The organism is Cloacibacillus porcorum, assembly GCF_001701045.1.
In the GTDB taxonomy this organism is placed as follows: Bacteria; Synergistota; Synergistia; order Synergistales; family Synergistaceae; genus Cloacibacillus; species Cloacibacillus porcorum.
Genome location: NZ_CP016757.1, coordinates 2,803,507 through 2,816,878, shown reverse-complemented (window position 1 = coordinate 2,816,878; position 13,372 = coordinate 2,803,507). Strand labels below are relative to the sequence as shown.

General features: G+C 55.8%; 13 protein-coding genes. 9 read left to right on the top strand and 4 right to left on the bottom strand.

All coding sequences use genetic code 11. From position 1 onward, the window contains the following. Positions 1 to 163 precede the first annotated feature (163 nt). Genes BED41_RS12800 through BED41_RS12785 form a run of 4 tightly spaced genes read right to left on the bottom strand, consistent with a single transcriptional unit; the run spans position 164 to position 3,327 of the window. On the bottom strand, positions 164 to 988 hold the full coding sequence (locus BED41_RS12800; RefSeq protein WP_066747033.1) for a hypothetical protein: 825 nt from the start codon (positions 986 to 988) through the stop codon (positions 164 to 166). Continuing rightward, positions 970 to 1,470, bottom strand: coding sequence for a 2-amino-4-hydroxy-6-hydroxymethyldihydropteridine diphosphokinase (gene folK / locus BED41_RS12795; protein ID WP_066747028.1), 501 nt, complete (start codon positions 1,468 to 1,470; stop codon positions 970 to 972). The genes BED41_RS12800 and folK overlap by 19 nt, the downstream gene beginning before the upstream one ends. Then, positions 1,463 to 2,677, bottom strand: a complete 1,215-nt coding sequence (gene folP, locus BED41_RS12790; RefSeq protein WP_066747026.1) for a dihydropteroate synthase — start codon at positions 2,675 to 2,677, stop codon at positions 1,463 to 1,465. Before folP ends, folK begins: the two co-directional genes overlap by 8 nt. Positions 2,678 to 2,679: 2 nt before the next feature. Further along, positions 2,680 to 3,327 (bottom strand): histidine phosphatase family protein, encoded by a 648-nt coding sequence (locus tag BED41_RS12785; protein ID WP_066747023.1) that lies wholly within the window; start codon positions 3,325 to 3,327, stop codon positions 2,680 to 2,682. A 318-nt stretch (positions 3,328 to 3,645) separates the two neighbouring features. Between BED41_RS12785 and hrcA the strand changes: the two genes are divergently transcribed. The 9 genes from hrcA (at position 3,646) to BED41_RS12740 (ending at position 13,294) form a co-directional block, all read left to right on the top strand. Then, the gene (gene hrcA / locus BED41_RS12780) at positions 3,646 to 4,662 is read left to right on the top strand and encodes a heat-inducible transcriptional repressor HrcA (RefSeq protein ID WP_066747020.1); all 1,017 of its coding nucleotides are present in this window, start codon (positions 3,646 to 3,648) and stop codon (positions 4,660 to 4,662) included. A 4-nt stretch (positions 4,663 to 4,666) separates the two neighbouring features. Next, the gene (locus tag BED41_RS12775; protein ID WP_066747017.1) at positions 4,667 to 5,221 is read left to right on the top strand and encodes a nucleotide exchange factor GrpE; all 555 of its coding nucleotides are present in this window, start codon (positions 4,667 to 4,669) and stop codon (positions 5,219 to 5,221) included. A gap of 118 nt (positions 5,222 to 5,339) precedes the next feature. Further along, positions 5,340 to 7,157, top strand: a complete 1,818-nt coding sequence (gene dnaK, locus BED41_RS12770; protein ID WP_066747014.1) for a molecular chaperone DnaK — start codon at positions 5,340 to 5,342, stop codon at positions 7,155 to 7,157. A gap of 239 nt (positions 7,158 to 7,396) precedes the next feature. Then, the gene (gene dnaJ, locus BED41_RS12765) at positions 7,397 to 8,530 is read left to right on the top strand and encodes a molecular chaperone DnaJ (protein ID WP_066747011.1); all 1,134 of its coding nucleotides are present in this window, start codon (positions 7,397 to 7,399) and stop codon (positions 8,528 to 8,530) included. Positions 8,531 to 8,756: 226 nt separating this feature from the next. Continuing rightward, the gene (locus BED41_RS12760; RefSeq protein ID WP_066747009.1) at positions 8,757 to 9,905 is read left to right on the top strand and encodes an ABC transporter substrate-binding protein; all 1,149 of its coding nucleotides are present in this window, start codon (positions 8,757 to 8,759) and stop codon (positions 9,903 to 9,905) included. A gap of 107 nt (positions 9,906 to 10,012) precedes the next feature. Further along, positions 10,013 to 10,894 carry a branched-chain amino acid ABC transporter permease gene (locus tag BED41_RS12755; protein WP_066747008.1) on the top strand — a complete coding sequence of 294 codons (882 nt, stop codon included), beginning with the start codon at positions 10,013 to 10,015 and terminating at the stop codon, positions 10,892 to 10,894. A gap of 14 nt (positions 10,895 to 10,908) precedes the next feature. After that, entirely contained in the window at positions 10,909 to 11,793 is an 885-nt protein-coding gene (locus BED41_RS12750; RefSeq protein ID WP_066747005.1) for a branched-chain amino acid ABC transporter permease, read from the top strand. Next, positions 11,793 to 12,560, top strand: a complete 768-nt coding sequence (locus BED41_RS12745) for an ABC transporter ATP-binding protein (protein ID WP_066747002.1) — start codon at positions 11,793 to 11,795, stop codon at positions 12,558 to 12,560. Before BED41_RS12750 ends, BED41_RS12745 begins: the two co-directional genes overlap by 1 nt. A 2-nt stretch (positions 12,561 to 12,562) precedes the next feature. Continuing rightward, positions 12,563 to 13,294 carry an ABC transporter ATP-binding protein gene (locus BED41_RS12740; protein ID WP_066746999.1) on the top strand — a complete coding sequence of 244 codons (732 nt, stop codon included), beginning with the start codon at positions 12,563 to 12,565 and terminating at the stop codon, positions 13,292 to 13,294. Positions 13,295 to 13,372: the final 78 nt, after the last annotated feature.

The window sequence follows — 13,372 nt, the reverse complement described above, 5'->3', positions numbered from 1 at the left end:
CCTCAAAAGCGGTCTGCACAACGGAAATAGCAGGTTTACGAATATATTCTCGACATCTTAGCATAGAACGGCGCAAAAATACAGCTATGTCAACAAAACAAGAGGTTCCCACCTGCGGCGTGGAACCTCTTGTTTTTTACGGGGTTTTTATATCAGGGAATATCTACCTTTTCCAGGTAAGCGTGTCTAGCTTTTCCAGCGGGAAGTTAAGAAGCGTGTCTGCCTGCGGGGCTTTGCCCTCGGCGAGACGGTTGAATTCTGTTAGCATCCGCACATAGGCTAGCCTCTTTTTGGGCGAGGTCTCTCCGTGCATTCCGGCTTTGAGCAGGACCGCCAGCTGTTTATAGACGGAGGGGACGGGAACGAAGGCCGGTCCCTCCGGCGTCAGCATTATGGTGTATATGAAAGAGTAGCTGTCTTTGCCGCTGTACTGCTTGTCGAGCATTTTATAGAAGGGCGCGGCGGGGGCGATGTAGATGCTCGTTCCTTTGGGGACCTCTACCTTCGCCGGCAGCGCGTGCCACCTGGTGTACTGGAAGGGGGTCGAGGCGATAAAGACCCTGGGAGCCCAGGTCGTCATGCCGATCCATAGGTGTACGCCATCTCCTTCCAGGTTTGTGAACGAGAGACGCCAGAGCAGGTCGTTCTTGGAATCCTGGTCTACTTTGGAAATGACCGGATCGCTGGAGATGAAAGAAAGCCCGTCGAGCTGGTCGAGCCTTCTGGCCCCGGCCGGGGTCCGCAGCCACGCCGAAGTTATTGTGCCGCGGTCCTGTTCAAGGACGACGATGATCGGGAACTCCGGTACTTCGAGCGTTCTGATGCTGATATTTTTATCGCTCAGCTCCGCGGCCGGCAGCAGATAGAGGATCAGGGCCGCGGCGGCAAAGAGAAGCGGCAGGAACCACATCGCGTGGTTTCGCTTCCGGCCGCCTGAGCCGCGCTCGGAGAAGATTTTTTTGATTGAGGTCATACCTCTGATATCCATACCATCCCGTCCTTCTCCGAATCAGGCAGCTCTTCGAAAAGTTCGGCCGCGCTCTTTCCCAGGATGGGATGTACTATGTCGGGGGCGATTTCAATGAGCGGCCTCAGTACAAAACCCCGTTCGTGCATGCGCGGGTGGGGGATCTCCAGCTTTGGGACCTTGAGTGATAGAGAATCGAAAAAGATCACATCTATGTCGATCTCACGCGGTCCCCAGCGTGTACCTGCGGAACGGCCCAGTTCAGCCTCAGTCTTTTTCAGCAGACAGAGCAGCTCGATTGGTTCCAGATCCGTACGGGCCGTCATGCACATATTGAGAAAGAGCGGCTGCTCCGTTACGCCCCAGGGTTTTGTCTCCCAGACGCGGCTCTTTGCCTCCGTCCGTATTCCGCAGCTCTCCAGCTTTATGATCGCTTTTTTGAGCGCCTCAAGGCGGTTGCCGAGATTGGCGCCCAATGCCAGTACCACTTTATGATCAGACATATTTTGCTCCCCGTACCGCCTCTGTCATCATGATGACCTCTTTATTCTCTTTCACATCGTGGACGCGGATGATGTCCGCACGCTGCCAACAGCAAACGGAGGTCAGGGCAAGCGTGCCGCAGAGCCGCTCCTCCGCTTTTTTTGTCTGCGTGGCGGCGCCGACGACGCCCTTTCGCGAGGCTCCGACCAGCAGCGGATAGCCAAGGGCTTTGAAGCTTTCGCAGTGGCGCATCAGCAGCAAGTTTTGGTTGTAGTCCTTTGCGAACCCGACGCCCGGATCTATTATAATATTTTTTTTCGGCACGCCCAGCTCCTCGGCCCTCTTTGTCTTTTCCCGGAGGAAAGAGCAGACCTCGGCGATGAGATTATCGTATCCGCACATCGACTGCATATCTCCTGGGGTGCCGCGCATATGCATAACGACGAGCATCGCTCCATACTCGGCCGCGGCGTGCGCGATATCCTCATCGAACTGCAGCCCGGAAACGTCGTTTATTATGTCCGCGCCCGCGGCAAGCGCGGCACGCGCTACGGAGGAGCGCGTGGTATCTATCGAAAGGGGCATATGCGGAAGTTCGTTTCGTATCGCCCTCACCGCCGCCTCCATGCGTGATATCTCCTGTTCTTCGGGAACCCTTCCCGCTCCCGGCCTCGTTGATTCCGCTCCGAGATCGAGAATGTCGGCCCCCTCTTCGGCCATGCGCAGCGCCCTTTTTACGGTCTCAGTGGTCTCCGCGCCGCTTCTGCTTCCGGCGAAGAATGAGTCGTCCGTGAGGTTTATGATCCCCATCAGCAGCATTCTCTCTCCGAAGGGAAGCTCAGTGCCGCAGGGAAGTCTTCTTGTCTCTGGAAGCGACGGGGCGATCAGGCCGCGTATTTCGTCTGCGAGGCGTCCGAGGCCCCACCATGGCATCCGTGCCAGCTTTTCTGCGAGATGGCCGAGCTGCTTCGCCGTGCCGAAGAGAATGACGTCGCTCTTTTTAACGCCGCAGGTGATCACCTGCGCGTGTACGGCGGCGTCGCCGCCGCGCGAGAGCATCTCCTGCTTGATGATGCTGGCCGCCGGCGCGGGGACGTCCGTGACGTAGAGCTGCAGCATCTCGCGGCGGTTCTCGAAGTAGGGCAGGGAATTTATATCGCAGCCTACCTTTTCAATGGCCTGTGTCAGCTCCCATTTATCTCCGAAGCGGATGAGGTGGGCGGGCATTCTTAGTCGAACTCCTGGATTATCGGCAGTCCGGCGAGATGTTCCGTGAAGTTGAGCCCCATGAGGCAGTAGCCGTGGAGGCTGTCGTGAGTAAGGAGGCTGTATGAGGCCGTATCGACGTGGAGCCGCCAGTAGCTTGGGCGCATTACGCCGATAGCTCCGGCCATGAGAGGTTTAAGCACGCCGCGGTGAGCCACGAGCGCGATATTGCTGCCTCGGTGCTCGCCGATGACGCGGTCAAGTTCGGCGAGCGCGCGCTCGCGCACCTCGTCAAGCGTCTCTCCGCCGTCGATCTTGAGCTCTTCCGGCTGGTCGAGCCATGTCTGCCATTTATCGGGTTCCTCAATGGCGAGCTCGGCCTTCTTTCTGTTTTCCCAGGGACCGAGGTGTATGTTGCAGAAGCCCTCGCGCGCCTCGTATGGAAGCCCCAGCGTATCGCCGAGGATCTTTGCGGTGGTCGTCGCGCGGGAGAGCGGGCTTGAGTAGATATACTCTATATTTTTGTCCTTCATCGCCTTCGCGAGGGCGTGGGCCTGGAGGATGCCGTTTTCATTTAAGGGGAAATCCATACAGCCGCGGATGCGGTTTTCTTTGTTGCCGGCACATTCGCCGTGTCTGATAAGATAGATAAACGTCTTGTCTTTTTTCAATATTCTTCACTCCTGTTACGATTGCAGATAATGCAGAAGTACTGGGAACCTTTGAAATTCTTTTGTGCCGTCTGATAAAAGAACCGCCGGTCCGGTAGCTCAAACATCTGTTAATTATACAACAACAGCGCGGCGATACGGCCTTTTGTTAATTTTTTGAATTAAAAAATTTTACCTGTAATTTTAAAAATAAATCTTTGACCTGTATTGACAAAAGCCTCTATGACGATTATTATTTATTCGTCGTTAAGGTGTTGGCACTCGTGAGTATTGAGTGCTAACAAGGAATGAAAAAATTTTTGTGGCAGGTGAGGTCTGGTGATCACAGAAAGACAGCTGGAAGTCGTGCTCTCCGTGGTGTATGAATATATAAAAAGCGGTGAAACGGTAGGCTCGCGCACGGTATCCCGCCGTTACCTCACCGGACGCAGCTCCGCGACGATCAGAAATGAAATGTCCGATCTGGAGGACATGGGCTTTCTCAAACAGACCCACGCCTCCTCGGGCAGGATTCCCACAACTCAGGGATATAGACTATACGTTGATTCGGTACTTCAACGTGTAAATAACGCCGGCCCGTCTGTAAAATTACTAAAAAAGATGATGGAACACCGGCAGGGGCTGGGAAGAGTGCTTGAATCGGCCTCCGAGATGCTGAGCCGCGTCTCCGACTACGTCGGAATCGCCGCCATCACGCCCCTTGACACGGTCTGCTTCCATCATGTGAGCTTCGTGCGGATGAGCGAGTTCCGCGTACTGCTGCTGGTTGTACTTCAGGGCGGACTTGTCCATCAGAAGTTCATCGATATGCCGGTGGATATGCCGCAGGAGGAGCTTGACGAGCTGGCCTCCAAACTGAACCGTTTTTCAGGCTGTGCCTGGAGTGATATCAAGAGCTCGCTGAAGGCTAAGCTGACGGAGGAGATAAGCAGTTACCGTGACGCCTGCAGTCAGGCGCTGCTTGAGATAGACGCACTGCTCGGTGTCCAGAAGACAAAGATATTCACTGGTTCGGTCAGCCAGATCATGAAGCTGCAGGATTTTCAGGATCTGGGACGGATACAGGCGCTCTGCTCCTTTATCGAAGAGGAGAGTAACATGACCGCGTTGGTGAACCGCTGCTCGATGAACGAGATAAACGTGATGATCGGCGACGAGAACGTGTTGCCGGGAATGAAAAATTCCGCGCTGGTCGCCGCCACGGGAGAGGCCGGAGGCCAGAAGGCCGTAGTCGGTGTGATCGGCCCCGAAAGAATGGATTACGAAAAGGTAATATCCGCGATAGACGGAGTGCTGCGTAAGCTGGATTCCGAATCAGGCGAAAGAGGAGACTGAAGATATGGATGAGCAGAAGAAACCGAATTGCGGCGAGCCGCAGATGAAGGATGAGCCGGAACTCGAAGGCGTCCAAGCCGCCGAGGAGAGTATTCCCCAGCCTGAAGCGGGGGAGTCCGAGGCGCTGAAAGAGGAGGTTCGCAAGCTCAAAGAAGAGGTGGCGAGAGGCAGGGCCGATTATTTCAACCTGCGTACCCGGATGGAACGGGACCGCGAGAACAACGCGAAGCTTGCCGCCGAACAGGCGATAAATGAGATGCTGCCGGTTTTCGAGAACCTCGAGCGGATCGCGGCGGCGGTCGAAGATAAGGAGAGCAGCCTTGCGAGGGGCATGTCGATGGTGATCAAACAGTTCGCCGACGGCCTCTGTAAGCTCGGACTTGAATTTATCTCGACTGAGGGCGAATTTGACCCCTCTCTCCACGAGGCGGTATGTATGGAGCCGGTGGACGACGCCGCGAAGGACGGACACATCGTGGGCGCCCTCTGCCGCGGCTATAAGCTTGCGGGACGTGTACTTAAGGCCCCGCAGGTGCGGGTCGGCAAGTATAACGGCTGATTGTAAGCGAGGCTTAAAGCCGATTAGGTAATAAAACGGAAGTAACAGAAGGGCAGCTATAGAAAAATAGATGCCGGACGAATCAGATAAATAACTATCATAAAAGGTGGAATGGAACATGGGAAAAGTCATTGGAATAGACCTTGGAACAACTAACAGCTGCGTTGCTGTAAAAGAGGGAGACAATGTCACAGTAATACCAAACCCGGAAGGACAGCGCACGACCCCCTCCGTCGTGGCCTTCACCAAAGACGGCGAGATACTCGTCGGGCAGCTTGCGAAGCGCCAGGCGATCGTCAACCCCGACCGTACGATCATCTCGATCAAGCGTTCGATGGGCACGGACAAGACGGTGACCGTTGACGGCAAGGCCTACACGCCGCAGCAGATATCGGCGATGATCCTGCAGAAACTTAAGAAGGACGCGGAGGAATACCTTGGCACCGCCGTTACGGACGCCGTAATCACCTGCCCGGCCTACTTCACCGACGCTCAGCGTCAGGCGACGAAGGACGCGGGGACCATTGCTGGACTCAACGTGCTCCGTATCATCAACGAGCCGACGGCAGCCTGCCTCGCCTATGGCGTGAACCTGGAAAAGGGCGACCATAAGATCATGGTCTACGACCTTGGCGGCGGTACATTCGACGTTTCGATCCTCGATGTGGGCGACGGCGTATTCGAGGTTCTCTCCACGGCCGGCGACAACCTCCTCGGCGGCGACGACTGGGACAACGCGGTAGTGGAGTGGCTCGCGGCGGAATTCAAGAAGAGCGACGGCATCGATCTCCTGAAAGACAAGATGGCCTCGCAGCGTCTCCGCGAAGCGGCGGAAAAGGCAAAGATAGAGCTCTCCTCGATGCAGGAGACGACGATCTCGCTCCCCTTCATCACCGCTGACGCCAACGGACCGAAGCACCTCGAGCTCAAGCTCACCCGCGCGAAATTTGAGGATCTCACGCGCAGTCTGCTGGACAAGACAATCGCCCCCGTCAAGACGGCGATGAAGGACGCCGGACTCGAGCCCTCGCAGATCAATAAGATCCTTCTCGTCGGCGGCTCCACCCGTATGCCGATGGTGCAGAAACTTGTGACCGAGCTTATGGGCAAAGAGCCGACCAAGGGCATCAACCCCGACGAATGCGTCGCGATGGGCGCGGCGATCCAGGGCGCGATCCTTGCGGGAGAGCAGCAGGGCATCGTCCTTGTCGACGTTACGCCGCTCTCGCTCGGACTTGAGACCCTCGGCGGCGTCTTTACGAAAATAATCGACAAGAACACCGCGATACCGGTCTCCAAGAGCCAGGTATTCACAACGGCGGCCGACAACCAGCCGCAGGTCGAGATACACGTACTGCAGGGCGAGCGCGCGATGGCGGGAGACAACGTCTCGCTGGGACGCTTCTTCCTCGACGGCATCAAGCCTGCGCCGCGCGGTATCCCGCAGATAGAGGTAACCTTTGACATCGACGCTAACGGCATTGTCAACGTCACCGCAAAGGACAAAGCCACCGGCAAGGCGCAGAATATCACGATTCAGTCCTCACGCCTCAGCGATGAGGAGATCGAGAAGATGCGCCGCGACGCGGAGATCAACGAAAGCGCCGACAAGAAACGCAAAGAGCTCATCGAGGCGCGCAACGAGGCCGAGTCCGTGGTCTATCAGGCCGAGAAGCTCGTGAAGGAATCCGGCTCCGCCGACGCGGCGGCTCAGGCGAAGGTCAACGACAGAATCGCCAAGGTCCGCGAAAAGATGAGCGGAGAGGATGCCGACGCCATCAAGGCGGAGACGAAGCAGCTGATGGACGAGATGAACGTCCTCGCCCAGGCGGCCCAGAGCGCGGGGGCCCAGGCCGGCGCGCAGCAGCAGCCGCAGCAGGAAGAGAACCCCGACGGAGAGACCGTTGAGGCCGAATTCCACGAAGAAGACAATTAAATCAGTAAAAACATTTTTAAAGCGCATGCCGCGGGCGACAGCCCTGCGGCATGCGCTTCCGGAAATGAACGACTGCTCAAACGGCAGTTCAAAAATTTTTAACTAATCTTGACAAATAGCCGCACAGGTGTATAATCCTGTGCGGCAAATAATAAAGGCCGCGCACCGGCGGATATATGGTCAATCGGTTTTATAGGGCGCGGCGCAGATTTTAAATCTTATGGCGAGGTGAAGCGCTGATGGCTGCTCCCGGTAAAAAAGACTATTATGAAATATTGGGTGTTAGCCGGGGAGCATCGGCTGACGAAATAAAGAAGGCCTACCGTAGCCTTACGCGGAAATATCATCCCGATGCAAACCCGGGCAACGCTGAGGCGGAGGCTAAATATAAAGAGATCAACGAAGCTAACGAAGTGCTGAGCGATCCGAAAAAGAAGGCGCAGTACGACCAGTTCGGCTACGTGGGCGATATGCCGCCGGGCGGTTTCGGCGGAGAGGGCGGCTTCGGAGGCTTTGGCGGACAGGGTCAGACCTTCTCGCAGGAGGACCTGGGCGATATCTTTGGGGACCTCTTCGGAGCGGGCGGCTTCGGCGGCGGACGCCGCCGCGCCTCAAACCCGAACGCGCCGCGGCGCGGCGCCGACCTTGAGGCCACCGTCAAGATCACCCTTGAAGAGGCATACCGGGGACTTAAACGTAAGCTCGAGATACCGCGCCTCGATACCTGTAAACACTGCGGCGGCAGCGGCGCGGAGCCCGGCAGCAAGGTAGAGGCCTGTCCGACCTGCCATGGCACGGGACAGATGCACGAGGTCGTCAACACTCCGTTTGGTCAGATGCAGCAGACTGTGACCTGCACCACCTGTCACGGCAAGGGCAAGATCATCGACAAGGTCTGTACGGAGTGCCGCGGCAAGGGGCGCGTCAAACGCATCCAGAACGTTGAAGTTAAAATCCCCGCGGGAGTCGACACCGGCACGAGGCTTCGCGTCTCAAGCAAGGGCGAGGCGGGGATCAACGGCGGTCCGGCCGGCGATCTCTTCATCCTCACGGAAGTGATGCCCGACAGCCGGTTCACACGCAAGGGCGACGACCTCAATACGACGGTGGAGATATCCTTCCCGCAGGCGGCGCTTGGCAGCGAGGTCAAGGTGGAAACCTTTGACGGCATGGAAAAACTCGACATCCCTGCGGGCACGCAGGCCGGTTCGAAGCTGCGTATCCGCGGACGCGGAATGCCGCGGCTCAAGGGCAAAGGCAGCGGCGATATGAACATCCTCGTCAAGGTCAAGGTACCCAAGAGCCTCACCGCGAAGGAGCGCGAACTGCTGAAAGAACTCGCGAAAGAGAGCGGCCAGCAGGTGAACGCATAGATAAAATACCAAAAACAGAAAAAAGACTTTAAGAGCTTTCCTTTTAGGAGAGCTCTTTTTATTTTTGTAGATAGTTATCTAAAAAATAAACTCAATTCGTCGTTCAATTCAAAAATTTTAATAAACATAATTAACCATGGCAAATTACCTTTACATATTGCTGACAAAACTATAAAATAAGTAAAGCGTCAAGTTGATACACAAAACAATATGGAGGTGCACTGTATTGAGAAAAGTACTAGCTTTACTGGCTCTCATTATCGTCGTATTCGCAGCCGGAACCGCGATGGCTGCGGAACCCATCAAGATCGGTTATCTTGCGGCCCTTACCGGAGACTATGCCCAGTACGGAATTACAGAGGTCAACATGGCTAAGCTTGTCGTTGGCGACATCAACGCCAAGGGAGGCATCCTTGGGCGTAAAATTGAACTTATTCCCTATGATACTAAGACACGTAACGAAGACGCGGTCAACGCCGTGCGCCGCATGATCGAGAGCGATAAGGTCTGCGCGATCGTCGGAGCGAATTCCAGCGGCATTAACATCGCCACCGCGCCTATCGTCGCCAAGGGCAAGACCCCGCAGATCTCAACTGTCGGGACTAACCCCTTTGTAACGGTCGACAATAAGGGTAAGGTCCGTCCCTATTCGTTCCGTATCTGCTTTACCGACCCCTACCAGGGCGCCCTCGCGGCAGACCTCGCCTACAACGACCTTAAAAAGACCAAGGCCGCCATCCTCTACAACGTAGGTTCCGACTACGCTCAGGGGCTGCGTGAGTTCTTTGTCAAGGACTACGAGAAGCTCGGCGGAAAGATCGTTGCCGACGAAGGTTTCCGTGAGACGGACGTCGACTTCCGCGCTCAGCTGACGACGATCAAGAACTCCGGCGCCGACCTGCTCTTCCTGCCCGGCATGGGCAAGGATATGGCGCTCGCCATCAAGCAGGCGCAGGAACTTGGACTTAAAGTGACGATCATCGGCGGCGACGGCTATGCCGAATTTATGAACGAGATCGCCGGACCCGCGATGAAGGGTACGTTCTGGGTCAACCATACGTACCTCGACGACCCCGAAATGGCGCCGATATTCGCACGTTACAAGGAAGTCTATAAGGACGACTGCAAAGAATTCGTGAACGGTACGATGGCCTATGACGCGATGTACTGGCTCATCGACGCGATCAAGCGCGCCGGCAAGGCAGACGGACAGGCGATAGCCAAGGCTCTCGAAGAGACGAAGGGGCTGAAGCTGCACCACGCCACGCTCACCATCGACCCCGCGACCCACAACCCGATCAATAAGGCCGGTATTATCCTTAAAGTCGGAGACGACCTTAAAACCAAGTTCTATAAGAAGGTAGAACCGAAATAAACAACTGATACACGCGGCCCAAGGTTCTTGACTGAACCTTGGGCACTTTTTCCTACACAAGACCCCGCTTATTTGCTTATCAGCAGGAAAGGTTTGAGGTGTTGCCATTGGAGACCCTTATCCAGCAGCTTATTAACGGACTGTCCCTGGGTTCTGTATACGCCCTTATCGCAGTTGGTTATTCGCTCGTATATTCAGTTCTCTTATTTTCCAATTTTGCCCATGGCGGATTTCTGGTCATCGGCGGATATATCTGTTATTTCGCGCTTCGCGCCGGTGGGATGAACATTTGGCTCGCGTCGCTGGCGGCGCTGGTTGGCTCGGGACTCTCGGCTATCATCGTCGAACGTCTCGCCTATCGTCCCATCAGGGAACGTACCCCTGTCACCCTCTATATGCTTATCGCCTCCATGGGCATGAGCATCGTGATTGAAAATATTTTCGTGGTCACGGTCGGAGGACGTTTTCGCGCCCTGCCGCCTGTGATTCCGACTAATCCGGTAAATTTCTTCGGCTTGGCCACCACCAGCGCCTTTGACATCCTTTCACTTGTCACGGCAGTAGTATTCCTCGTGGGGCTGCAGATATTCCTCGTCAAGACCAAATGGGGGCTTGCCATCCGTGCCGCCTCCTATAACCTCAAAACTGCCGGGCTGATGGGAGTCAACGTGAACAGGCTCATCGCCATCGTATTCTTTGTTGCTGGGCTTCTCGCCGGTGTCGGCGGCATCTTCCTCTCTGTCCGCTACACCCTCTACCCGCAGCTTGGCATGATAACGACGAAGGCCTTTGTCGCCGCGGTCATCGGCGGTCTCGGCTCGCTGCCGGGAGCGGTTGTCGGCAGCCTCATTCTTGGTCTCGCGGAGATGCTTACGGCCGGTTTCATCTCCAGCCAGTTCCGTGACCTGGTCGTCTTCGGCATCCTTATCGTGACTTTGATCGTGCGCCCGACGGGGCTCTTTGGGAAATCCGTCGGAGAAAAGGTGTAAGGGGGATAATCTTTATGGAAGGCTATGCCATCGGTGTTATCACCCTTCTCGCAATCAACTGCGTCGCAGCCCTCGGAGTTTCACTCTTTACGGGCTTTACGGGAGTCTTTACCCTCGGTCATGCCGGATACATGGCTATTGGAGCCTACACGGCCGCCATCCTGACGGTCGAATACGGCGTCCATTATGTCGTTGCTATCATCGCTGGCGGTATTCTGGCTATGATCCTAGCATATCTTATCGGTATCCCAACGCTGAAACTTGTGGGCGACTACTACGCCATCGTCTCGCTGGGACTCGGAGAGGCGATCAGGCTCATTATCGAAAACTGGAACTCCGTCACGCGCGGCGCGCGCGGCTACCCCGGCATCGACGGCTATACCACGATGCCGGTGGCGGTATGTTTTTTCATTGTACTGGCGGTGGCGATGTTCTTCCTCGTCAACAGCACCTACGGCCGCGCCTTTAAGGCCTGCCGCGACGACTACGTGGCCGCTTCGCTGCTGGGTTTCAATACGGCTCATTTCCGTGTCCTGAGCCTCGCGATATCCGGCTTTTACTGCGGCGTTTCGGGCGGGCTTCTTGCCGGCTACATGTCATTTATACAGCCGGTAATGTTTGACATGGCGAAATCGACGGAACTTGTCTCCGTCGTCGTCTTCGGAGGCCTAGGTTCTATGAGCGGCTGTCTGATCGGTACCACGATTCTGACCCTTGTCACTGAGCTTTTCCGCCCCATTTCGCAGTACCGTATGCTCATTTACGGCCTGGTGCTGGTGCTGGTGATGGTCCTGCGCCCTGAGGGCATCATGGGGACCAGCGAACTTACGCCCGGCTACATAAAGAGACTCTTTTCACGCAAAAAAAAGGCTGACGCCGCAGAGGAGGGAGCCCGCTGATGAGCACCGTACTTGAATTAAAAAATGTTAACAAAGCCTTCGGCGGAGTTCAGGCCGTCCACGATATGAGTTTTGTGATAAACAGGGGCGAGCTTGCCGGGCTTATCGGCCCCAACGGGGCGGGTAAGACGACGATCTTCAACCTTATCACCGGCGTTTATGATGTGACGAGCGGCGATATCGAGTTTAAGGGCAATAACATCAATAAGCTCAAGACCTTTCAGGTCATTTCGCTGGGGATTGCGCGTACCTTTCAGAACCTCCGTCTTTTCGCCGCCTCCTCCGTCCTCGAAAACGTAATGACCGCCGCGCAGCAGCATTACAAGTATAACTTCTTTGAGGCCGTTTCCCACCTCGGACGCTGGAAGAGCAAAGAATCCGCGACGCGTAAGGAGAGCATGGAGCTTCTCGAACGCGTAGGTCTCGCCGACCGCGCCGACCAAGCTGCCGGCACGCTGCCTTACGGTCTTCAGCGGCGTCTGGAGATTGCCCGCGCGATATCGCTCAAGCCGGAACTGCTCCTGCTTGACGAGCCTGCCGCCGGTATGAACGCCGAGGAGGTTGAACAGCTCAACCATCTCATAACCGACATTCACAAAGATTTTAACCTCACGATCCTGCTCATCGAACACCATATGGATATGGTGATGGAGATATGTCCGCACATTGTATGTATGAATTTCGGCGCGAAGATCGCCGAGGGAACGCCGGAGGAGATACAGAGCCACCCCGACGTGCTTAAGGCCTATCTTGGAGAGGAGGAATAGCCATGGAAGAGAGAACCCCTATCCTCTCCGTAAAGGATCTTGTGGTAAATTACGGCGCGATCCAGGCCCTTAAGGGAGCTTCGCTTGACGTCTACGCCGGAGAGATCGTCGCCGTCATCGGCGCGAACGGCGCCGGTAAGTCGACGATGATGAACGCGATAATGGGCGACGTGCCGCGCGCATCCGGCGAGATACTGCTTGACGGCAAGCTGCTGCCCCATAAGAGCTACCAGGTCGTCTCCGCGGGAATCAGCCTCTCTCCCGAAGGGCGCAAGGTCTTTGCCCCGCTTACCGTACTTGAGAATCTTGATATGGGAGCCTTTCCGCTCTCCGACAGAAGCCAGATAGAGAAGCAGAAGGAAGAGGTATTTCAACTATTTCCCCGCCTGCTTGAGCGTAAAAACCAGTATGCCGGCACGCTCTCCGGCGGCGAACAGCAGATGCTCGCCATCGGCCGTGCGCTGATGGCAAAACCCCGCGTGCTTCTTCTCGACGAACCGTCGCTCGGACTTGCCCCGATCATTATCAATGAGATATTCAAGGAGCTGACCGAGGTCAACCGGCAGCTTGGCATGACGATTCTCATCGTCGAGCAGAACGCGAGAAAGGCTCTGCAGCTCTCCCACCGCGCCTATGTTATTCAGACGGGCAAGATCATGATGGAGGGCAAGTCGGATGACCTTCTGCATAACCCGGAGATCGAAGAGGCCTATCTTGGAGGAAAGAAAAAATAGCGTCTCCCCTGACAAAGGGCACATCCGAGATTTACCGAAAAACTAAAGGGCTTCGGTTTTCATCCGGAGCCCCTTTAC